Genomic DNA, 20,953 nt, shown 5'->3' with positions numbered 1-20,953 from the left:
CAATGGCAATGCAGCTGAAGAACCAGTTCGAGATCGACGCCGATCTGGATCAGACCTGGAATCTGCTCACCGATCTGGAACGGATCATGCCCTGCATGCCGGGGGCCGCCCTGGACGGCGTGGACGGGGACGACTTCCTCGGCAACGTCAAGATCAAGGTCGGTCCGATCGGGGCGCACTTCCGCGGGACGGCGCGGTTCCTGCAGAAGGACGACGCGACCTACAGCGCGGTGATCTCGGCGTCGGGCAAGGATCCCAAAGGGCAGGCGGCCGCGAACGCGAAACTGCATGCGTGGCTGGAGCCGGTCAGCCCGACGCGCACCCGGGTGCTGATCGACACCGACCTCGACATCAGCGGCCGCATGGCGCAATTCGGCCGCGGTGCGATCGCCGACGTGAGCAACCGGCTGATCGGGCAGTTCGTCACCAACATCTCCGGTCTGTTGACCCAGCCGGCGGCCGGGGCGGCGGACGCACCACCGGTGTCGGCGAACGGTACCGCGCCGTCGGCTCCGGCGTTCACCCCCGCACCGGCAGGCGAGGTCAGCATGAACCCGATGGAGTTCATCCTGCCGATGGTCAAGGAGCGCTACGGGCAGGCGTTGATCGGCGGACTGCTCGGATTCGTGTTGAGCTGGTTGGTGTTCGGCCGCAAGGTGAACAAGGCGCCGCGGTATCCGTACCTGCCGTACCCGTATCCGCGGGGTCCTCAGTGAGCCGGCGGCTGCAGGCTCTGACACCAGGCGAACTCGACGAAGCCCAGCGCACCGTCTACAACGGCATCACCGGCGGTGACCGGCTCAAGGGCACCCAGCACTTTCCCGTTGTGGCACAAGACGGTTCGCTGACCGGCCCGTTCGGCATCATGCTGCACGCCCCCGGTGTCGGCGACGTCCTGCAGCAGCTCGGCGCCGCGATCCGCTACCGCACCGGGCTCTCGCCGCGGGTGCGCGAGATCGCGATCCTGCTGGTGGGTGCCGCGATGGGATCGGATTACGAGTGGTGGGCCCACGAACGGGTGGCGCGGGCGGTCGGTTTCACCGATGACGAACTGGAGCAGCTGTCGGCCGGGGGTTTCGACAGCCGCGATCAGCAGGAGCAGGCCGCCGCGGATCTGTGTCGGACGCTGATCTCCGGTGCGGCCGTGACCGACGACGACTACGCCCGCTACCGCGACGTTCTCGGTGTCGAGGCGGTCATCGAGCTGACGACTCTGGTCGGCTACTACCGGACCCTGGCCCAACTGATGGCGGTGTTCGACATCGGCATCCCCGAATGACCATCCCCGAATGAACTGAGGAACACGATGGTGCGACAGGTGATTCTGGATGACACACGGGCTGTGCGCATCCGCGAGACCGACCTTGCGCCCGCCGGTGACGGGCAGGTGCGGGTCCGGGTGTCCCGTGCCGGTGTCAACTTCTGGGAAGTGATGCAGCGCCACGGCCGGGTCCCGCTTCCGGAGCACCGGGTGCCCGGCCTCGAAGGCGTCGGCGTGGTCGACGAGGTCGGCGCGGGGGTGACAGGACTGGCACCAGGTCAGCGGGTCGCATGGTCGAAGGTGCCCGGCAGCTACGCCGACTTCGTCGCGGGCCCCGGGATCTCGTTCGTCCCGGTGCCGGACGCGGTGTCCGACGCCGCCGCCGCCGCGCTGCTGTTCCAGGGGCTCACCGCGCACTACCTGTGCCAGGACGCGTGGCAGGCCGGGCGCGGCGACACCGCGATCGTCACGGCCGCCGCGGGTGGTGTCGGCGTGCTGCTGACCCAGCTGCTGGTGGCCCGGGGTGCCCGCGTGATCGGGTTGGTGTCGAAACCGGAGAAGGCCGACACCGCCATCCGCGCCGGCGCCGCGACGGTGCTGACCTACGGCGACGACGTCACCGCCGAGGTCCGGGCGCTGGTACCCGGCGGTGCCGCGGTGGTCTACGACGCCGTCGGGGCCGGGGTCGCCGAACCGCTGCTGGGCACCCTGCGTCCGCGCGGGGCGATGGTGCTCTACGGCGCGGCATCCGGCCGGGAGGCCGACATCACGGCCGCGAACCTCGTCGCCGGCTCGTACTTTCTTACCCGTGCGGCGGGCCGGGACTACCTCGGAGACCCGGCGGCCATCGCCGAGCGATCGGCGGTGCTGCTCGGGCTCGCCGCCCAGGGTGTGCTCAATCCCGTTGTCGGTGCCCAGTTCTCGCTGGGTGAAGCGGACACCGCTTGGGACGCGCTGGAATCCCGGTCCACGGTCGGCAAGCTGCTACTGGCCCCGTCCGCCCCGTGAGCCGCCCCGCCGAGTTCGAGGCCGACGTCACGGTCGTGGAGAAGGCCGTGCGGGCGGACGGCGTCGTCACGCTGACCCTGCGCCGCGTCGACGGGCAACCGCTGCCGCGGTGGACGCCCGGTGCGCACGTCGACTTGATCCTCGACGGCGCGCCGACCCGGCAGTACTCGCTGTGCGGCGACACCGACGACGAAGACACCTGGCGGCTGGGCGTCCTGCGCGAACCCGGCAGCCGCGGTGGCTCGCGGTATGTGCACGACAGCCTCGCCGTCGGCGACCGGGTGCGAATCCGGGGTCCGCGCAACAACTTCGAACTGGTCGAGGCGCCGTCCTATCTGTTCATCGCCGGCGGGATCGGCATCACCCCGATCCTGCCGATGATCAATGCGGCGCAGGCCGCCGGTGCGGACTGGCGGTTGATCTACGGCGGACGGCGGCGCGCTTCGATGGCCTTCCTCGACGAACTCGCGGGGTACGGCGACCGCGTGTCGGTGCGTCCCCAGGACGAAACCGGACTGCTGGACCTCGACGCGCTGCTGGGCGCACCGAGAGCCGGCACGCTGGTCTACTGCTGTGGCCCCGAGCCTCTGCTGGCCGCGGTCGAACAGCGTTGCGCGGCTTGGCCGTCCGGCGCACTGCGGGTGGAGCGTTTCACCGCGAGGGCGGCGGCCGAACCCGTCCGGTCCGAGGCCTTCGAGGTGGAGCTGCGCTTCAGCGGCCTGACCCTGACAGTCCCGCCGGACCGCTCGATCCTCGACGTCGTCATCGACGCCGGCGTCGACCCGCTCTACTCGTGCGCCGAGGGGACCTGCGGCAGCTGTGAGACCGTGGTGCTCGACGGTGAGCCCGAGCACCGTGACTCGGTGCTGACCGCGGCGCAGCGCAGCGCCGGCGACTGCATGATGATCTGTGTATCGCGGTCGCGCACGGCGCGGCTGGTGCTCGAACTGTAGAGGAGAGATCTGTGCAAACCTGGGATGCGGTCCGTGCCCGGCGCAACATCCGGACCTACCGCGACGACCCGGTCGCCGAGGCCGACCTGCTGCGCATCGTCGAGGCCGGCTGGCGGGCGCCGTCGGCGAAGAACCGCCAGCCCTGGGATTTCGTGATCGTCACCGATCGCGCGCAACTGCAGGACCTCTCGACGGTCTGGCAGGGTGCCCGCCATATCGCGGCGGCGCCCGCGGCGATCGCGATCGTGGCCCCGGAACCGCCCGACGAGCGCCGTCGCGTCGTCGACCAGTACGACCTGGGCCAGGCCACCATGGCGATGGCGATCACCGCCGCCGATCTAGGTATCGGCACCGCGCACTCGTCGGTGGGGGAGCAGGACAGGGCCAGGGCGATTCTCGGTGTGCCGGACGACCATTTCGTCGCGTACCTGCTCGGCGTCGGCTACCCCGCCGACCGGCCGCTTAAGCCGATCAACAAGCCCGACCGCAGGCCGTTCGACGAGGTGGTCCACCGCGGACGGTGGTGACCGAGTTCGTCACCACCACCCGGTGGCCGCGGCGATCTGGCGGCCGAGTTCCTCGGTCATCGTGCGCACGTAGGTCGCCGAGAGGTGATGCGAGTCGTGGTAGACCAGGATGTTGCCCTCGGTGACCCGGCAGTGCTCCGCATCGCACACCGCGTCGGTCATGTCCAGCGGGTGCAGTAACGGATAGTCCGCCGCGGCCTCCAGCGTCGGATTGATCTCCGACAGCGCCCAGGACCGGTCCACACCGCAGCTCACCGAGTCCCCGCCCCGGGACAGGCAGTCCGTCGGGTCCTTGAGCCAACCGTTGCGGATCAGCCACGGGGTGTCCCGCATGCCGAGAATGCTGATCCCGTTGCTGGACAACGCGTCCCACACACCCAGGTAGCTGTCCGGAACCAGATCGCCGGGCCCGCTCACATCCGGCCGCGTCGTCGTGGTGAACACGTAGTCGGGGCGATCGGTGATCAGCTTCTCCATCGCGTACTGGTTCCACTCGTGACACTGCGGATAGTCCTTGTCCGACAGCGCGATCGTGGGGACCATCTCGGTGGTCAGCGGGCAACCCATCTTCAGGTAGGTGACCACCCGGAAACCGTGTCGCATGCCGAGGATGTCGAGCGCGGTGATCCAGTGTTCGGCGTGCGAACCGCCGGCCAGGGCGATGGTCCGCGTGGCATCCGGGGCGCCGTAGATGCAGTTGATCAGCTCCGCGGTCACGAAATCGCTGATGCAGCCGTCCTTGGTGGTGGCCGGGATGTCGTCGGCGGCCTCCAGCACCGTCGGCCGGATGGGCAGTTCCGGCACCCGCATCTGGCCGGTCAGCGCCCGCGCGCCCGGATAGTCACGCTCGGGAAGCATCGCGAGCTCGTCGCCACTCGCGCGCTGCAGCACCACATGCTCGCGCCACCCGAACGAGGTGACGGTCAGAGCGACGGCGAGCAGCACCACCGACGATCCGAGCGCGACCGTCGGGCGGCGCATCCAGCCCCAGTCCCGCACAGCGCGCTCGGCCGGCTCCGGCTCGTTGGCGTGGCGCAGCGGATTCTCGATGAGCCGGTAGGTCGCGTAGGCCAGGATCAGCGACACGGCCAGCACGCCGAGGCCGTCGAGGACGCCGACGTGCGGTTTGCCGGTGTGCACCAGCCAGAAGATCAGCAGCGGCCAATGCCACAGGTACAGCGAGTAGGCCATCGCGCCGAGCACGACGAGTGGGCGCGATCCGAGCGCCCGCAGCATCGGCGATTCCGCCGCCGGTTGCCCGGCGCCTGCCGCGATCACCAGCAGGGTCGCCCCGACCGGCACCAGCGCCCACGGACCGGGGAACTCCTGTGCGCCGTCGATCAGCGCGCCGCACGCCAGGATCGCCGCAACGCCGGCCACCGCGGCGACGGTGCGCAGCCACATCGGCATGACCAGCCGGGAGAACACGAGAGCGGCAAGCACTCCGGCAAGCAGTTCCCAGGCCCGCGCGAAGCTGTCGTAATAGGCCGACTCCTGGTTCTGCCCGTTCGCGACGGTCGCGTACCAGAACGACGCGATGGCCAGCGCGGCGAACACCACCCCGAGCACGGCCTTCAGGTGGCGGCCGACGAACCGGCGCAGCACGAACGTCAGGCCGAGCGTCGCGGCCAGCATCGCGAGGTAGAACTGCCCCTGCACCGACATCGACCACAGGTGCTGCAGCGGGCTGACGGCCTCGCCGGCCCTGGTGTAGTCGGCTGCCGCATCGGCCAGATACCAGTTCTGGTAGTAGCCGAGGCTGGCCAGGCTCTGATCGGCGAACGACTCCCAGCGGGTCTCCGGCTGCAGCGTCACCGTCAGCACCGCCGCGCCGCCGAGCACCACGATCAGCGCGGGTAACAGCCGTCGCGCCAGCCGTCGCAGCATCGGCAGCGGGGACAGCGACGCCCCCGGCGACATCGCCCGGTTGAGCACCATGCCGCCGAAGAAGTACCCCGACAGCACCAGGAAGACGTCCACGCCGCCGGAGACGCGGCCGAACCAGATGTGGAAGACCGCGACCAGCGCGATGGCGACCCCGCGCAGTCCGTCGAGGTCATCGCGGCGGTGGCGGACAGCCGAGGTCGCAGTTGCCAACCCGCCGGACACCGTCACCGCCTCACTGAATCCACAATCGACACACGCGCCGGGTCAGCGTCACCGGCCGATGATGGGCAGTAATTTACCGATTCGGCCGCGATGTGCCTATTCGGCGGCGCCGCTGTGTCGGCGGGTGAGCCTAGCCCCCGACGTTGTCGTGGGGTGCGACGACGAAGGACAGCCCGCCGTTTCCTCCGGTTCCTCCGGCTTTGTCGTGCTTCGGTTCGATCGGGGTTTCGCGTCCGCACACCGGGCAGGTGGCCGCCCGGTCCGGCGGCGGATCTCCCGGCAGTTCGTGGCCGCTGCCCGCACATTCGTGCATGGATGCTCCTCGGTCGTGGTTCGACGTTCCGGCAGCCGGGATACCCGCCGGGAGCGCATCGCCCACACCCGGCAGGGCGGGGTGCAACCCCACCTCCTGGGCCTTGACGACGAAGTGGACCGTCTGACCGGGCGCGAGCTCGAGGTCGGCGGCCGCGGCGGCGGTGATGTCGGCCGCCGGCCCGGCGCCGCCGTCGGGCAGGTCGGCGCTTCGCACCCGCACCAGTGCGCCGTGCATCTCGATCTCGGCGATCTGCACGGCGATCACGTTCCGGGGGCTCGCGTGCGGTGCGTCCAGGTGCACCGCGACCGTGTTCGGCGCGAACAGCGCGACCGCGGGGGTTCCGGCCTCGACGTCACCGGTCCCGTGGATGTGGGTGTTCCAGCGTGTCCGCAGCACCCCGGGCCCGACCACGGTGCCCGGGATCAGGTTGACGCCCGCGATGCGTGCGGCGAAACCGCTGCGCGGCGCGGTCAGCACCGCCCGCGCCGGGCCGTTCTCGACGATGCGGCCGTTCTCGACGACCACCACCCGGTCCGCGATGGCCAGCGCGTCGAGCAGATCGTGGGTCACGATGACCGCCGCCCGCTCGCGCAGCACATCGCACAGCAACCGGCGCAGCCCGGGCGCGGCGGCGACGTCGAGTGCGGCCATCGGTTCGTCCAGCAGCAGCAGGCGTGGTTCGGCGGCCAGTGCGCGGGCGACCGCGACCCGCTGCGCCTGCCCGCCCGACAACTGAGCGGGTCTGCGGTCGGCCAGGTCGGCGGCGCCGACCGCGGCCAGCCAGCGCTGCGCGGTGGCGCGCGCCTGCCTGCGCGACTGCCCGCGGCAGCGCGGCGCGTAGGCGACGTTGGCGGAAACGGACATGTGGGGGAACAGCATCGCCTGCTGGCCGAGCATCGCGACCCCGCGGGCATGCGGCGGGGTGAACACCCCGGTCGCGGTGTCGGTGACCACCCGTCCGGCCACCTCGACGCGCCCGTCGTCGGGGCGCAACAGGCCCGCGACCAACTGCAGCAGGGTGGACTTGCCCGCACCGTTGGGCCCGAGCACGGCGACCACCTCACCGTCGCCGACGCGCAGGTCGAACTCGACGCCACGCTGCCGCAGGCGGGCCCGCACCCGCGCCGCGCTCACCGGGCCCCGCTCACAAGGGCCCCGCCAGCCGCCTGCTCGCCGACGCGACCACGATCAGCGCGGCCACGACGATCAACAGCAGCGACAGCGCGACCGCGGCGTCGGCGTCGGTCTCGCGTTGCAGATAGATCTCCAACGGCAGCGTCCTGGTGACCCCCTGCAGCGATCCGGCGAACGTCAGCGTCGCGCCGAACTCACCGAGAGACCGCGCGAACGCCAGTACGGCACCCGAGATCAGACCCGGCAGGACCAGCGGCAGGGTCACCGTCCGCAGCACGGTCGTCGGTCCGGCGCCGAGGGTCGCCGCGATGTGCTCGTAGCCGGCGCCGGCCGAACGCAGCGCGCCTTCGAGGCTGACCACGAGGAACGGCAGCGATACGAAGGACTGCGCGAGCACCACAGCGGTGGTCGAGAACGCGATCCGCAGCCCCAGCACCTCCAGTTCCCGCCCGAGCAGCCCCTGCCTGCCGAACGTGTAGAGCAGCGCGATGCCGCCGACCACCGGTGGCAACACCAGCGGCAGCAGCACCAGGGCCCGCACCACCTTCTGGCCGGGGAACCGGCCCCGTGCCAGCACGAGCGCCATCGGGACGCCGAGCACCACGCAGACCAGGGTGCTGACCGTCGCGGTCCGCACGCTGAGCAGCAGCGCCGCTCGGGACGACTCCGACGTGATCAGCGGGATGAACCGACCCCAGTCGATGCGCAACAAGATCGCCACCAGCGGCACGACGACGAACGAGGTGCCGACCGCCGCGGGCAGGTAGATCCAGCCGGGCATCCCGACCCGGGTGGGCCCGACGTGCCGGTGCGCGATCCTCACGGGGCCGCGAAACCCGCCGCCGCCAGCGCCTGCCGGCCCACCGGGCCGGTCACCAGGTCGACGAACGCCTGTGCCGCTCCCGGGTCGGCCGCCCCGGCCAGCGCGGCGATCGGATAGGTGTTCACCGCGCCCGCGGCTTCGGGGAACGCCACCGTGGTCACGCGGTCGCCGGCGGCCGCGGCGTCGGTCACATAGACCACCCCGGCGTCGGCCTGACCGGAGGTGACCTTGCCGAGCACATCGGTGACGGCGGATTCCTCACTCGCTGGGGCGAGTTCGACCCCGGCGAGCTCTTCGACCTTCTGGGTCGCCGCCCCGCACGGCACCTGCGGAGCGCAGACCACAACCAGCGTCCCCGGCCTGGCGAGGTCGGCGAACGATACGACGTTCCCGGGGTTCCCGGGCGGCGTCACGATGGTCAGGGTGTTGGCGGCGAAGTCGACGGGAGCGCCGGACACCAGGCCCGCGGCGACCACCTTGTCCATGTTGGCGGTGTCGGCCGAGGCGAACACGTCGGCCGGGGCGCCCTGGCCGATCTGGGTGGCGAGGTCGGAGGAGCCGGCGAAGTTGAACGCGACCGTGGTTGCGGGATGGTCGTTCTCGAAGCGGGCCCCTAGTTCGGTGAACACCGTCTTCAGCGATGCGGCGGCGAACACCGTCAGGGTGCGGGGCTGCGATCCCGTCGGCGCCGATGCCGGCTCTGATGTCGCGCAGCCGGCGACGAGCACCGCCGCCAGCGCACCGACCGCGCGGAGTCTCACGCGCCGGCCCCCGCGGTCTCGACGATCACCGTCGTCGCCTTGACCACCGCCACCGCGACCACCCCGGGTTCCAGCCCGAGCTGGCGCACGGATTCGGTGCTCATCAGCGAGACGACGGTGAACGGGCCGCACTGCATCTGCACCTCGCTCATCACGGTGTCAGCGGTGACCTTGGTGACCAGCCCGACGAGCCGGTTGCGCGCCGAACTTCCGCCGCCGAGGGGATCCGGTGGCGGTGAGGCGTGGTCGCGGGCGAAGTCGGCGAGCACCCGGCCGTCGACGACCTTGCGCCCCGACTCGTCCTTGAACGAGGCCAGGCTCCCGCTGTCGATCCAGCGCCGCACGGTGTCGTCGCTGACGCCGAGCAGCGCCGCGGCGTCCCTGACCCTGATCGCCGGCACAGATTCGGCCCCTTTCTCTCCGCATCTGCGGTGAAGTCAGTTCAATCAAACCACGTCTGCGGATCAGTGCGCTCGAAGCGGCCGCAGCAGCGGTTACCGGCGCGGGACGCTCAGCGCGATCACCGCGGCATCGTCCTCCAGTCCGGCGCCGAAGCTGTCCAGCAGACCCCGGATCGCGTCCACGAACGCACCGGCATCGGTGGGCGTGTGTGTGCGGGCGAACTCCAGCAGTGCGTCGTCGTCATCGAAGCGCCGGGTGCGCCCCGTCCTGGCCTCGGTGAGGCCGTCGGTGTACATCACCAGCGTGTCCCCGGGACGCAGCAGGACCGAGGTCGACACGAACCGCGGATTCCTGATCAGACCCACCGCCTGCCCGCCCTCGGTCGACAGGTAGCGCGCGGGACCGTCGGCGGGCAGCAGCAGTGCGGGCGGGTGCCCGCCGGTGGCGATCTGCACCTCGAAACCGTCGGCAACCACCGTGACCACACCGAAGATCACCGTGCAGAACCGGGGGTCGTCGCCGTGGAACTCGTGACTGAGCACCGCGTCGAGGGTGTGCAGCACCGCGACCGGATCACGGTCGTTGACCGCCGCGGCGCGCAGGGTGTACCGGGTCAGCGACGTGACCGCCGCCGCGCCGGCCCCCTTGCCGGACACGTCGCCGAGGAACACGCCCCACCGGTCCTCGGCCATCGGGAACAGGTCGTAGAAATCGCCGCCGACGTCGTCGGGGGAGGCGGTGTGGTAGTGCGCGGCCGCGGTCAGCCCGGCGGGCGGGGACAGGGTCGGCGGGATCAGCGACCGCTGCAGGGTGGCCGCCAGCACCTGCGCGCGCTCGCGCTGACGCTCCGCGTTGCGCCGCGCTTCGAGCAGTTCGCGTTCATAGGAACGACGTTCGCTGGCATCCTGCACCGCGATCCGGCACCCGGTGATCGCGCCGGACGCATCGCGCTTGACGTTCGCGGTGACGAACACCGGCAGCCGTGTCCCGTCTGAGGCCAGCAGATCCGCGGTGACACCGTCGAGCGACCCGGTCATGTGCAGCACCGAGACGAAATGCGTCTCGTAGTGGATCCGGCTGCCCGCGCTGAGCAAGTCCGAGAACGCGCGGCCCGTGAGATCACCCGGGCGGTGTCCGACCCACGCGGCGAAAGTCCGGTTGCAGCACACGATGTCGCCGTCGGATGTGGTCAGCAGCAGGCCGCACGGGGCGTCATCGAAGAAGTCACCGAAGAAGTCGTCGGCCGGGCCGGGCGGGTTCGCGCTGTGCGTCACAGCGTCGAGGCGAAGTCCGTGATGGCGGCCGCCGTCGCCTGCGGGGCGCTCAGGTGCGGGCAGTGCCCGCTCGCGTCCAGCGTCACCAGGGTGCTGCCCGGGATCTGTTCGTGGCAGAAGGCGCCGACCTCCCGTGGGGCCAGCGTGTCCCGGGCGCACTCGATGACCACCGTCGGCACCCGTACGCGCGCCAGATCCGCCCGGTTGTCGGACAGGAACGTGGTGCGCGCGAACGCCAGCGCCCGGGCCGGGTCGGTGCGGCAGAACGCATCGCCCAGTTCGGTTTCCAGTTCCGGACGCTCCGGGGTGCCCATGATCACCGGCGCCATCGTGCGTGACCAGCCGAGGTAATTGCTCTCGATGGACTCCAGCAGCTCGTCGATGTCCGGCCGGGAGAAACCGCCGCGATAGCCGTCGTCGTCGAGGTAGCGCGGCGACGGGGTCAGCAGCACCAGCCCGGCAAAGTGCTGCGGGCGCGCAGCCGCGGCCAGCACGCCCATCATCGCCGCCACCGAGTGTCCGACGAACACGACGTCGGCCAACCCCAGATCCTCGATGATGTCGAGGATGTCGTCGGCATACTGCTGCAGGTCGGCGTACCGCTCGGCGTCCCACGCGTCGGCGTCCGAGGACCCCGAGCCGACGTGGTCGAACAACACCACCCGGAATCTGTCGGCGAGCAGAGGCACGACCAGCCGCCACAGATTCTGGTCGCATCCGAAGCCGTGGGCCAGCACCACGGGACGTCCGCCCGGCCGCCCGACTTCGCGGACGCAGTTCTTCGCACGGACGTTCATGACTGCGATGGTCGCACTCCGCCTCGCCGGTGGACGACCCTAATCGTCATCGAGGTCCTCCAGCACCGAGAACGGCTGCGTCGGCTCCTCCACAACCACCAGCTGCGCGGCCGATTCGGTCGGAACGCTCTTGCGCGCCAACGCCTGCAGCGCATACTCGGTGCCCACGTCGCGCCCGGCCCGTTCGGACAGCAGCCAGCGCACCTCCAGCAGGTCGCAGTAGGCCTGGATCGGGGTGCCGGTCCGGCCGACAGCGGTGTGCGCGCGGTGCATCATCGGCGTCGCCACCTCCATCACCCACAGCTGCGCGGCCGTGCGCTCGTCGACGTCCTGCCCCGATTCCCGGCACAGCTGGGCCTGATACGCGTGCAGGTCGCCGAGCAGGATGCGGGCCTGCCCCTCGCCGACGTCGAGGCCGGTCAACCGGCGTAGTTCGGTGGCGTGGAAACGGCGATCGCCGACCGCGACGTGCAGGCGCAGCTCGTCGGCGCCCGCGGCCACCGGCTCCATCGACACCTCGTCGACGGCGAAGCCGAGTTCGTTGAGCCTGCGGATGGTGCCCTCGACGCGGTAGCGGTCGGAGAAGCCGAAGGTCGGTTTCGCGTGCAGCAGGTCCCACAGCTGGTTGTAGGTGGTGCGGATCTCCAGCGCCTCCTGGATGAAACCCGGCTGCAGGTCCGGTCTGTCCAGCCGGGCCGCGATGTCGAGCAGCCCCGCGGCGACGTTCTCGACGGTGATGTCGATGTCGTGGGTGCGCTGCCCGTCGGACAGGCTGGGATGGACCTCGCTGGTCTCCGCGTCGACCAGGAACGCCTGCAGCACCTGGCCGTCGCGGACGAACAGCGTGTTGGCCAGCGAGCAGTCGCCCCAGAACACCCCGTGCCGGTGCAACTCGACGAGCATGGTGGCCATCGCGTCGAACAGCCGGGCCCGGTGCTTGGCCACATCCGGGGACAGCCGCATGAACAGCCGCCGGTACTGCCAGGACCCGACGAGGTAGCGGGTCAGCAGGATCGCGGTGTCGAACTCGGGCTGAAACACCAGTCCGGCGGGCAGGACGGCGTTGAGTGACATCTCCTCGAGACGGCTCAGCACCTGATATTCCCGCGCGGCGATGCGCGGCGGGAGTTCCTTGAGCGCCCACAGCTCGCCGTCGGATTCGACGAATCGCACCAGGTGACGGCTGGGGCCGACCGCCAGATCACGCAGCGCGACCTCGGGGGCCGACCACTGCTCCAGCGGTCGGTCCCACGGCAGCGCGACCAGGCCGGGACACGGGGCCCTCAGCCGCAATTCGGGAGCGGCCATCGGTGGCAGCCGCCGTCGGCTCAGCCGGCGGTCGCCGCGTGGCGCCCCTGCGACTGGGTGACCCTGGTCAGGTTGTCACCGGACTGCGGGTCGAACAGGTGCAGCCGCTCCGAATCCAGCCACAGCGTCGCCTTGTCGCCCGACCGCACCCGGCTCAGCGGGTCGAGTTCCACGCAGATCTGCGTGCGGAGCTGTTCGCTGTCGAGTTCGCTTGCCAGCTCGGCCAGTTGACCAGAGATCTCCGCGGTCGCCTCGAACGGAACGAACGCGTACTGCTCGTTGCCCAGCCATTCGGTCACGTCGATCTCCACCTCGAAGGTGACTCCACGCGAAGCCTTGTCGCTGTCGACGAACTCGGCGTCCTCGAACGCACCCGGCCGGATCCCGGCGATATAAATCTTCCCGTCCTCCACCGTGCCGCGCCACTCGTCGCGCAACGGGACGGTTGTGAACGGCAATTCGATCTCGTTGCCCTTGACCCGCGCAGGCACGAAGTTCATCGGCGGGGAACCGATGAAGCCGGCCACGAACAGGTTGACAGGCTGGTCGTAGAGTTCGCGTGGGCTCGCAACCTGTTGCAGCACACCCTTTTTCAGCACGGCTACCCGGTCGCCGAGGGTCATCGCCTCGGTCTGGTCGTGAGTGACGTAGACGGTGGTGACTCCGAGCTTGCGCTGCAGGCGCAGGATCTCGGTGCGCATCTGACCGCGCAGCTTGGCATCGAGATTCGACAGCGGCTCGTCGAACAGGAACGCGTCGGCCTCACGCACGATCGCCCGGCCCATCGCGACGCGCTGGCGCTGGCCGCCGGACAGGTTGGCCGGCTTGCGGTCGAGATGCTCGGTGAGCTCCAGGGTCTCGGCCGCCTCGGTGACCCGCGCGCGGATCTCCTCGTCGGAGAGCTTGCCCGCCAGCCGCAGCGGGAACGCGATGTTCTCGAACACCGTCAGGTGCGGGTACAGCGCGTAGTTCTGGAACACCATCGCCAGGTTGCGGTCGCGGGGCGCCATGTCGTTGACCCGTTTGTCGCCGATCATCATGTCGCCGGAGGTGATGTCCTCCAGGCCGACGATCATCCGCAGCAGTGTCGACTTGCCGCACCCGGACGGGCCGACCAGGATCACGAACTCGCCGTCGGCGATCTCCAGGCTGACGTCGTTGACGGCCGGATAGCCGTCCCCGTACTTCTTGACGATATTGCGCATCGTGATTGCTGCCATGGGGTTATCCCTTCACTGCTCCGGAGGTGAGGCCGGCGACGATGCGCCGCTGGAAGATGAGGACCAGGATCACGACGGGGATCGTCACGATCACCGACGCGGCCATGATGTACGGGACGGGGGATTCGAAGTACGAGGCGCCCTGGAAGAACGCCAGTGCCGCCGGCACCGTGCGGGCGTTGTCGGTGGACGTCAACGAGATCGCGAACAGGAAGTCGTTCCAGCAGAAGAAGAACGTCAAGATCGCGGTGGTGAACACCCCCGGCGCCGCCAACGGCACGATCACCTTCCGGAACGCCTGCCACTGGGTGGCGCCGTCGACCTGCGCGGCGTGCTCCATCTCCCACGGGATCTGACGGAAGAACGCCGACATCGTCCAGATCGACAGCGGCAGCGCGAACGTCAGGTACGGGATGATCAGGCCGAGCCACGTGTCGTAGATCCCGAGCCCGCGCCACATGTCGAACAACGGACCCACCAGTGCGGCCTGCGGGAACATCGCGATGCCCAGCGCCAGCGACAGCAACACCTTCTTGCCCGGGAACTCAAGGCGGGCAATGGCGTACGCGGCGAACATCGCGATGATCACCGAGATCACGGTGGCGATGATCGCGATGCCGATCGAGTTGATCAGCGCCCGGGTGAACAGCGGGTTGCTGAAGATCACGCTGAAGTTGTCGAGGGTGAACGTGCTCGGCAGGAACGTCGGATTGCCCGACACGATGTCCGACGGCGGTTTGAAGGCCAGGCTGATCATCCACAGCATCGGCACGAAGCTGTAGATCACGATGACGATGCCGGCGATCGTCCACCACTTGGTGCTCTTGGTCACTGGTCACCCCTGACTTGCGAGAGGTCGGTCTTGAAGACCTTGATGAATATCCACGCGATCGCGACGACGGACAGGAACAACAGCACCGAGACCGCCGAGCCCATACCGAGGTTCACCAGCGTGACGTTCTGGCGGTAGGCCAAGAACGAGATCGTCTCGGTGTTGTTGGCGCCCGCGGTCATCACGTACGGGTTGTCGAAGATCCGCCAGGCGTCCAGCGTGCGGAACAGCAGCGCGACCATGATCGCGGCCTTCATGTTCGGCAGCGTGATCTTCCACAGCCGCTGCCATGCCGTCGCCCCGTCGACCTTGGCGGCCTCCTGCATGTCCTCGGGGACCTGGACGAGGCCGGCGAGCAACAGCAGCGAGATGAACGGTGTGGTCTTCCAGATCTCTGACAGGCAGATCACGAAGATCGCCGACCAGCGGTCGCCGAACCAGTCGAAGTCGGTCAGGTTCAGCCACTGGTTGACGAACCCGGAGTCGATCGCGAACGCGTAACGCCAGATGAACGCCGAGACCACGGTCACGATGCCGTACGGGATCAGGATCGCGGTACGCAGTGGGCCGCGGCCGCGCACGATGCGCAGCATCACGAACGCGAACCAGAATCCGAGGACCAACTCGACGGCCACGGTCACCACCGTGATGACCAAGGTGGTGAGAAAGTCGTTCCACCAGATCGGATCCGACAGGATCACCAGATAGTTGCCCAGCCCGACGAAGCTGCGGCCCTCCGGGTCGGTGAGCCGGAAGTTGTACAGCGACAACACCAGTGCGTAACCCAGCGGGTACGCGGTGACGAGCAGCATCACCACATACGAGGGCAACGTCAGGTAGATGCCGAGCTTGCGCTCGCCCTTCGCGCGTTCACTGACCGCGGGTTTACCGGGGTCCTTCTGGATGGGGGCGTCAGCCAGGGCGGTCACAGCAGCCGCCTCCCCGCCAGCACGTCAGCCATGAATTGGTCTGTCCTTTCCGGAGTCTCGGAGGTCACCGAGGCGGGCGGGTGCCAGGTCTGCTGGATGGCCCCCGAGATGTCGGTGTAGAACGGGGTCGGCGGGCGAGGGCCGCCGTCGCCGATCGATTCGCGGATCAGGTCGGCGTTGTCGTAGGTGGCCCGGATCTCCGGATCGTCGTAGGACGCGGCGTACGGCGAGGGTTCGCTCTCGTCGAGCATGTACTTCGTCGCCTTCGGCTCGGCGTTGATGCACTCGACCAACGCGACCGCCTGCTCCGGGTACTTGGTGTACGCGCCGATTCCGAGGTTGGCCCCGCCCAGCGGCGGCGCGCTCGGACGGTCCGCCGACACTCGGGGATAGCGGGCCCAGCCGATGTCGTCGACGACCTCCTGCGGCAGCGTGCCCTCCTCGGCCGCGCTGCGCGCGGCGGCCAGCACATAGGGCCAGTTGACCATGAACATGCCCTGCTCGGATTGGAAGTTGGCGCGCGCCTGCTCCTCTGAGGCGTTGGACAGGTCGGTCGGTGCGGCCGGGGACCGGCCCAGGTTGCCGACGATCTCGGCGGCCTTGAGCCCCGGCGGGGTGTTCATCGAGGGCTTGGCGTTGCGGCCGGCCTCCACGTCCTCCAGCAGTGCGCCGCCGCCGGAGAGCACCAGCGCGTTGATCCACACGGTGTAACCCTCGTAGCGCTGCGCCTGCACGGCGATCTTCTTCTTCTGTCCCACAGCGGCTTTGAGCATCTCGTCCCACGTGAACGTCGGCGAGGCCGGGTCGACCCCGGCAGCCGCGGCGGCCGACTTGCGGTACCAGAGCAGCTGGGCGTTGGTCTTGTACGGCGTGCCGTAGAGGGTGTCCTCCCAGATCCCGGTCTCGATCGGGGCGGGCAGCATCCCGGCGGTCAGCCGCGCGGCCTCCTCCTCTGTGTAGGGGCGGAGGAAGCCGGCGTTGGCGAACTCGGCGGTGAACACCACGTCCATGCTGACCAGGTCGATCGAGGAATCACCGGCGGCGAGGCGCCGAACCATCTGCTCGCGCTGCGCGGTCGCGGTGCTCGGCAGCGACTCGATGCGGACCTGATAGGCCCCGCCGGATGCGTCGGCGCACTCCTGGGCGCGGGCGACCGAGCCGCCATTGTCGGGAAGGATGTACCAGGTCAGCGTCGGGGGACCACCCTGACTGCCACAGGCGGACAACAACGACGCCGCCACAAGAGGCGCACTGGCCAGCGCGATTGCGCGACGTCGTCGCCCGCGGGCGAACAGATTTCGTTTCATCACGTCCTCGTCTATGAAGTTGTGGTCTCCGATGAGGGCCACGGGCAGCACATTCGGTACGGTGAGAGTGTGTCACACCTCACAAGCTCGGTGGGGTAGCGGTCTCAGCGCGGCGGGGCAGTGGATCCTCGGATGACCAGTCGGGTGGGCAGGGTGGTCGCAGCGGTTACCCGCTGCGACGACGCCGAAACGGTAGCCGCCCCGGCGAGTTGGGTCAGCACCGCATGTGCGGCGATGCGGCCCTGGTCGCGAACGGGTTGCGCGACGGTGGTCAGATCGTTGACGTCCGCGGACGGGTGATCGTCCACGCCGATGACCGAGATCTGGTGTGGGACAGCGATTCCTGCGCGACGCAAGGTTCGCAGTGCGCCGAGGGCGATCTCGTCGGAGTGGCAGAACACCGCGGTCGGCGGCTCGGGGCGGCTCAGCAACTCCTCCATGCCCCGGGATCCGCCGTCGATGCTCCACTTCACCGTGACCACGGTGGGGTCGGTGAGTCCGGCCTCGCGCATCTGCCCGTGGAACCCGTCGATGCGGGCCTGATCGGTCGCCCACGGGGTGTCGGTGTCGTCGGGGTCCGCCGGGCCGGCCTGGATCATCGCGATGTCGCGGTGGCCGATCCGCAGCAGGTGCCCGACGGCCTGTCTGGCCGCGAGTTCGTCGTCGATACCGACCCACACCCGCCCGCCGACGTCCCGGTGGCCACCGACGAACACCGCGGGCACCCCGAGCTGATCGATGCGGGTGCGTTCCCGGCTCGACAGTGGCAGGGACACCACCACGACCGCGTCGACCTTGCGGCGCAACGGCAATGCTTCGAAGAACCGGTGCCGCGCGGCCGGGTCCGGCAGTGTGCACAACACCAGATCGACACCGACCGCGTCGAATTCGTCGGCGATCCCGGCGACGATCGTCGAGTAGAACCACGCGTCGACCCGCGGGACCACCACGCCGACGCGGCCCGTGGGTCCGCCGGACAGCCGCGATGCCTCCGGGGAGATCACGTAGGACAGCTCGCGCGCCGCCGACAGGATGCGGTCCCTGGTGGCCGGGGATACACCCGGTTCGCCGCGCAGGGCACGTGACACCGAAGCGATCGACACACCGCAGCGTGCCGCGACGTCGGTCATGTTGACCGTCTGCTTCGGGATCATCAGGCGCCGAGATTAACGTAATTATTTACGTGACGCGATCCCCGATTGACACTTCGGCGTGTAAGGCTGACTCTGGTGCCGTAAACGTTTACGCAACCCGCCGAGGAGTTCCCGTGGCACCCGAGCCGTCGTGGTGGCAGACAGCCGTCGTCTACCAGGTCTATATCCGCAGCTTCGCCGACGGCGACGGCGACGGCATCGGTGACATCAAGGGTCTGGCCGTCCGGCTGCCGTACCTCGCCGCGCTCGGCGTCGACGCGATCTGGATCAACCCGTGGTATCCGTCCCCGATGGCCGACGCCGGCTACGACGTCTCCGACTACCGAGACATCGAACCGGCCTACGGCACCCTCGACGAGGCCCAGGCGCTGATCGCCGAGGCGCACGGGCTCGGTATCCGGGTGATCCTCGACATCGTGCCCAACCACACCTCCGACCGGCACGCGTGGTTCCGCGCCGCGCTCGAGGGTGACCCGGCTGCCGTCGAGCGCTACCACTTCCGCCCGGGCCGTGGTGCCCACGGAGATCTGCCGCCCAACGACTGGCAGAGCGTGTTCGGCGGCCCCGCGTGGACGCGGGTCGCGACGGGACCGCGCAAGGGTCAGTGGTATCTGCACCTATTCGCTCCCGGCCAGCCGGACCTGAACTGGGACAACGGCGAGGTGCGGGACGAGTTCGAGGACATCCTGGCGTTCTGGTTCGACAGGGGCGTGGACGGCTTCCGCATCGACGTGGCGCACGGGTTGATCAAGGCCGCAGGCCTGCCGGATGCCGCACAGGCCGACGCGGCGCAGACCATGCTGCAGGTCGAGGGCGCGCACCCGGCGTGGGATCAGGACGGCGTGCACGAGATCTACCGGGGGTGGCGCCGGGTGGCAGACCGGTACAGCCCGGAGCGGATCTTCATCGCCGAGGCGTGGGTGCCCAGTAACGAGCGGCTGGCCCGGTATCTGCGGCCCGACGAACTGCACACCGCGTTCCAGTTCGACTTCCTGCGCTCGCCGTGGCGGGCCGACGCATTGCGCGAGGTCGTCGACGACGCGATCGGCTCCGCGGCGTCGGTCGGGGCACCGCCGACGTGGGTGCTGTCCAACCACGACGTGACCCGGACGGTGACGCGGTTCTCCCGCAGTCAGCCCGAGCATCTGATCGAGACCGACTGGGAACGCGCCCGCTGGGCCGGCGAGGAACCGGATCACGCGCTGGGCCGCCGCCGCGCCCGCGCCGCCGCACTGATCCAACTGGCGCTGCCGGGCACCGCATACGTGTACCAGGGTGAGGAACTGGCCCTTGAGGAGATCGAGGATCTTCCCGACGAGGTGCGTCAGGACCCGACCTGGGTGCAGTCCGGATTCACCGATGTCGGCCGCGACGGTTGTCGTATCCCGTTGCCGTGGAACGACGAGGACAGGACCTACGGGTTCGCGGCCGATCCCGCCGCGGTGACGTGGCTGCCGCAACCGGGACACTGGGCGCAGCACAGCGTCGAGGCGCAGGACCGCGATCCCGACTCGACGCTGAACCTGTACCGCGCCGCCCTGAAGCTGCGCCCCGCGCTGTGGCGCGACGCCGGTGAGGTGAAGTGGCTCGACACGGGCGCGGGTGTGGCGGCGTTCGAACGCGGTGCAGCGCAGTGCTGGGTCAACACCGGCACCGAGTCGGTGGACCTGCCGGCCGGCGCCTCGGTGGCGCTGGCGTCGTGGCCGGGCGTGGACACGGTGCTGCCGCCGGACACCGCGGTGTGGTTGCGCACCGCTGGATAAAAGCCGCTGGAAAAAGGCCGCTGGATAAAGGTCTTTGTGCCCTCAACAACGCGGCCGTCGCGGCGCACCCTGGGGGGTATGAACGCCCACTTCCCGGACACCGAGACGCTGCGGTCGGCGCTGTCGCTGGCCAATCGCGCGCCGTCGGTGCACAACTCGCAGCCGTGGCAGTGGCGGCTGGGGCCGCAGCGCGTGCATCTGTACGCGAACCGGGATCTGTTGCTGCCCCATACCGACCCCGAAGCGCGTGATCTGATGCTCAGCTGCGGTGCGGCGCTGCATCACTGTGTGGTGGCGCTGTCGGCGCTCGGGTGGCAGCCCAAGGTGCACCGGTTGCCGAACCCGGCCGATCCGGACCATCTCGCATCCCTGGAGCTGCGGCCCTATCCGGCAGCCGATCTCGACGTCACGCTGGCGGCGGCGATCCCGCGGCGGCGGACCGACCGTCGCTACTACAGCGCATGGCCGGTCCCCAAAGGCGACATCGCGTTGATGGGTGCGCGCGCGGCCCGTGCCGGTGTCGCGCTGCGCCGCGTCGACGACCTGGAAGGCCTGACCCGGCTGGTCAACGAGGCGGCCTTCCGGCACCGGGCCGACCACGGCTATCTCGCCGAGTTGGCCACCTGGAGCGGGCGGTACGCCGCGACGGCGGGGGTGCCGGCCAAGAATGTGCCTGCCGGTACCGCGGGGGCGGTCCCGGCCAGGGCGTTCGCCGGCGGGGTGCTGCACCAGACGCCGGACACCGCGCCGGACGACGACAAGGCCGCCGTGCTGGCCCTGGGCACGGCGGGCGACGACCGCATGTCCTGGTTGCGCGCCGGTGAGGCGACCAGCGTGGTGCTGCTGACCGCGACCGCCCTCGGGTTGGCGAGCTGCCCGGTCACCGAGCCGCTGGAGGTCGCCGACACGCGGGAGGCGGTGCGGCGTGACGTGTTCGGCGCCGACGGGTATCCGCAGATGCTGCTGCGGGTCGGCTGGGCTCCGCTCAACGCCGATCCGCTGCCGTCGACGCCGCGCCGTGATCTGGCGGAAGTCGTTACCGCACTGGATGGTTCGCCGCTTTTCTAGTCGGTGT

The 20,953-nt window shown here is 69.6% G+C and carries 19 protein-coding genes and 1 pseudogene; 7 read left to right on the top strand and 13 right to left on the bottom strand.

Annotated elements, in window-relative coordinates; genetic code table 11:
* The first annotated feature begins 2 nt into the window (after positions 1-2).
* Genes NTM_RS23315 through NTM_RS23295 form a run of 5 tightly spaced genes read left to right on the top strand, consistent with a single transcriptional unit; the run spans position 3 to position 3,749 of the window.
* On the top strand, positions 3-716 hold the full coding sequence (locus NTM_RS23315) for an SRPBCC family protein (protein WP_163768270.1): 714 nt from the start codon (positions 3-5) through the stop codon (positions 714-716).
* Positions 713-1,279: a carboxymuconolactone decarboxylase family protein gene (locus NTM_RS23310; protein ID WP_163768267.1), complete on the top strand. Its 567-nt coding sequence runs from the start codon at positions 713-715 to the stop codon at positions 1,277-1,279. The genes NTM_RS23315 and NTM_RS23310 overlap by 4 nt, the downstream gene beginning before the upstream one ends.
* A 39-nt stretch (positions 1,280-1,318) precedes the next feature.
* On the top strand, positions 1,319-2,269 hold the full coding sequence (locus tag NTM_RS23305) for a zinc-binding dehydrogenase (RefSeq protein ID WP_163768263.1): 951 nt from the start codon (positions 1,319-1,321) through the stop codon (positions 2,267-2,269).
* On the top strand, positions 2,266-3,222 hold the full coding sequence (locus tag NTM_RS23300; protein ID WP_163768260.1) for a PDR/VanB family oxidoreductase: 957 nt from the start codon (positions 2,266-2,268) through the stop codon (positions 3,220-3,222). The genes NTM_RS23305 and NTM_RS23300 overlap by 4 nt, the downstream gene beginning before the upstream one ends.
* Positions 3,223-3,233: 11 nt before the next feature.
* Positions 3,234-3,749 (top strand): nitroreductase family protein, encoded by a 516-nt coding sequence (locus NTM_RS23295; RefSeq protein WP_083145902.1) that lies wholly within the window; start codon positions 3,234-3,236, stop codon positions 3,747-3,749.
* 9 nt (positions 3,750-3,758) lie between these two features.
* Here the strand turns inward: NTM_RS23295 and NTM_RS23290 are convergent, their stop codons facing one another.
* The 13 genes and pseudogenes from NTM_RS23290 to NTM_RS23230 form a co-directional block, all read right to left on the bottom strand.
* Positions 3,759-5,846, bottom strand: coding sequence for an acyltransferase family protein (locus NTM_RS23290; protein ID WP_163768257.1), 2,088 nt, complete (start codon positions 5,844-5,846; stop codon positions 3,759-3,761).
* A gap of 400 nt (positions 5,847-6,246) precedes the next feature.
* Positions 6,247-7,308: pseudogene (locus NTM_RS23285) on the bottom strand (sulfate/molybdate ABC transporter ATP-binding protein); the annotation flags it as partial.
* A gap of 10 nt (positions 7,309-7,318) precedes the next feature.
* Positions 7,319-8,089, bottom strand: a complete 771-nt coding sequence (locus NTM_RS23280; RefSeq protein ID WP_104865586.1) for an ABC transporter permease — start codon at positions 8,087-8,089, stop codon at positions 7,319-7,321.
* A gap of 38 nt (positions 8,090-8,127) precedes the next feature.
* Positions 8,128-8,892 carry a molybdate ABC transporter substrate-binding protein gene (gene modA, locus NTM_RS23275; protein ID WP_163768250.1) on the bottom strand — a complete coding sequence of 255 codons (765 nt, stop codon included), beginning with the start codon at positions 8,890-8,892 and terminating at the stop codon, positions 8,128-8,130.
* Complete coding sequence (locus NTM_RS23270; protein WP_104865557.1) at positions 8,889-9,293, bottom strand: TOBE domain-containing protein; 405 nt, start codon at positions 9,291-9,293, stop codon at positions 8,889-8,891. Before NTM_RS23270 ends, modA begins: the two co-directional genes overlap by 4 nt.
* A 93-nt stretch (positions 9,294-9,386) precedes the next feature.
* Complete coding sequence (locus NTM_RS23265) at positions 9,387-10,568, bottom strand: PP2C family protein-serine/threonine phosphatase (protein ID WP_163768249.1); 1,182 nt, start codon at positions 10,566-10,568, stop codon at positions 9,387-9,389.
* Positions 10,565-11,365, bottom strand: coding sequence for an alpha/beta fold hydrolase (locus tag NTM_RS23260; protein ID WP_163768246.1), 801 nt, complete (start codon positions 11,363-11,365; stop codon positions 10,565-10,567). Before NTM_RS23260 ends, NTM_RS23265 begins: the two co-directional genes overlap by 4 nt.
* Positions 11,366-11,404: 39 nt before the next feature.
* Entirely contained in the window at positions 11,405-12,673 is a 1,269-nt protein-coding gene (locus tag NTM_RS23255; RefSeq protein ID WP_163768243.1) for a DUF4032 domain-containing protein, read from the bottom strand.
* Between the two features lie 20 nt (positions 12,674-12,693).
* Positions 12,694-13,893, bottom strand: coding sequence for an ABC transporter ATP-binding protein (locus NTM_RS23250; RefSeq protein ID WP_163768240.1), 1,200 nt, complete (start codon positions 13,891-13,893; stop codon positions 12,694-12,696).
* A 4-nt stretch (positions 13,894-13,897) separates the two neighbouring features.
* Positions 13,898-14,725 (bottom strand): carbohydrate ABC transporter permease, encoded by an 828-nt coding sequence (locus NTM_RS23245; protein ID WP_104865553.1) that lies wholly within the window; start codon positions 14,723-14,725, stop codon positions 13,898-13,900.
* Positions 14,722-15,654 carry a carbohydrate ABC transporter permease gene (locus NTM_RS23240; RefSeq protein ID WP_104865552.1) on the bottom strand — a complete coding sequence of 311 codons (933 nt, stop codon included), beginning with the start codon at positions 15,652-15,654 and terminating at the stop codon, positions 14,722-14,724. Before NTM_RS23240 ends, NTM_RS23245 begins: the two co-directional genes overlap by 4 nt.
* Complete coding sequence (locus tag NTM_RS23235; RefSeq protein ID WP_232079819.1) at positions 15,651-17,003, bottom strand: extracellular solute-binding protein; 1,353 nt, start codon at positions 17,001-17,003, stop codon at positions 15,651-15,653. The genes NTM_RS23240 and NTM_RS23235 overlap by 4 nt, the downstream gene beginning before the upstream one ends.
* A gap of 62 nt (positions 17,004-17,065) precedes the next feature.
* Positions 17,066-18,115: a LacI family DNA-binding transcriptional regulator gene (locus NTM_RS23230; RefSeq protein WP_163768237.1), complete on the bottom strand. Its 1,050-nt coding sequence runs from the start codon at positions 18,113-18,115 to the stop codon at positions 17,066-17,068.
* A gap of 113 nt (positions 18,116-18,228) precedes the next feature.
* On the opposite strand from NTM_RS23230, the gene NTM_RS23225 reads away from it, so the two are divergent.
* Both NTM_RS23225 and NTM_RS23220 read left to right on the top strand, forming a co-directional pair.
* Complete coding sequence (locus tag NTM_RS23225) at positions 18,229-19,878, top strand: glycoside hydrolase family 13 protein (RefSeq protein WP_163768234.1); 1,650 nt, start codon at positions 18,229-18,231, stop codon at positions 19,876-19,878.
* A 78-nt stretch (positions 19,879-19,956) separates the two neighbouring features.
* Complete coding sequence (locus tag NTM_RS23220) at positions 19,957-20,946, top strand: Acg family FMN-binding oxidoreductase (RefSeq protein WP_163768231.1); 990 nt, start codon at positions 19,957-19,959, stop codon at positions 20,944-20,946.
* The last annotated feature ends 7 nt before the right edge of the window (positions 20,947-20,953 follow it).

Source organism: Mycolicibacterium parafortuitum (assembly GCF_010725485.1).
Taxonomy (GTDB): Bacteria; Actinomycetota; Actinomycetes; order Mycobacteriales; family Mycobacteriaceae; genus Mycobacterium.
Note: the sequence above shows the minus strand (reverse complement) of the source record. Positions and strands in the feature narration are given on the sequence as shown.

Excerpts from the sequence above, each read along its gene's own strand:
- NTM_RS23250 (WP_163768240.1), bottom strand. The coding sequence starts at position 13,893 with ATGGCAGCAATCACGATGCGCAATATCGTCAAGAAGTACGGGGACGGC.
- NTM_RS23315 (WP_163768270.1), top strand. The coding sequence starts at position 3 with ATGGCAATGCAGCTGAAGAACCAGTTCGAGATCGACGCCGATCTGGAT.
- NTM_RS23260 (WP_163768246.1), bottom strand. The coding sequence starts at position 11,365 with ATGAACGTCCGTGCGAAGAACTGCGTCCGCGAAGTCGGGCGGCCGGGC.
- NTM_RS23230 (WP_163768237.1), bottom strand. The coding sequence starts at position 18,115 with ATGATCCCGAAGCAGACGGTCAACATGACCGACGTCGCGGCACGCTGC.
- NTM_RS23220 (WP_163768231.1), top strand. The coding sequence starts at position 19,957 with ATGAACGCCCACTTCCCGGACACCGAGACGCTGCGGTCGGCGCTGTCG.
- NTM_RS23280 (WP_104865586.1), bottom strand. The coding sequence starts at position 8,089 with ATGCCCGGCTGGATCTACCTGCCCGCGGCGGTCGGCACCTCGTTCGTC.
- NTM_RS23255 (WP_163768243.1), bottom strand. The coding sequence starts at position 12,673 with ATGGCCGCTCCCGAATTGCGGCTGAGGGCCCCGTGTCCCGGCCTGGTC.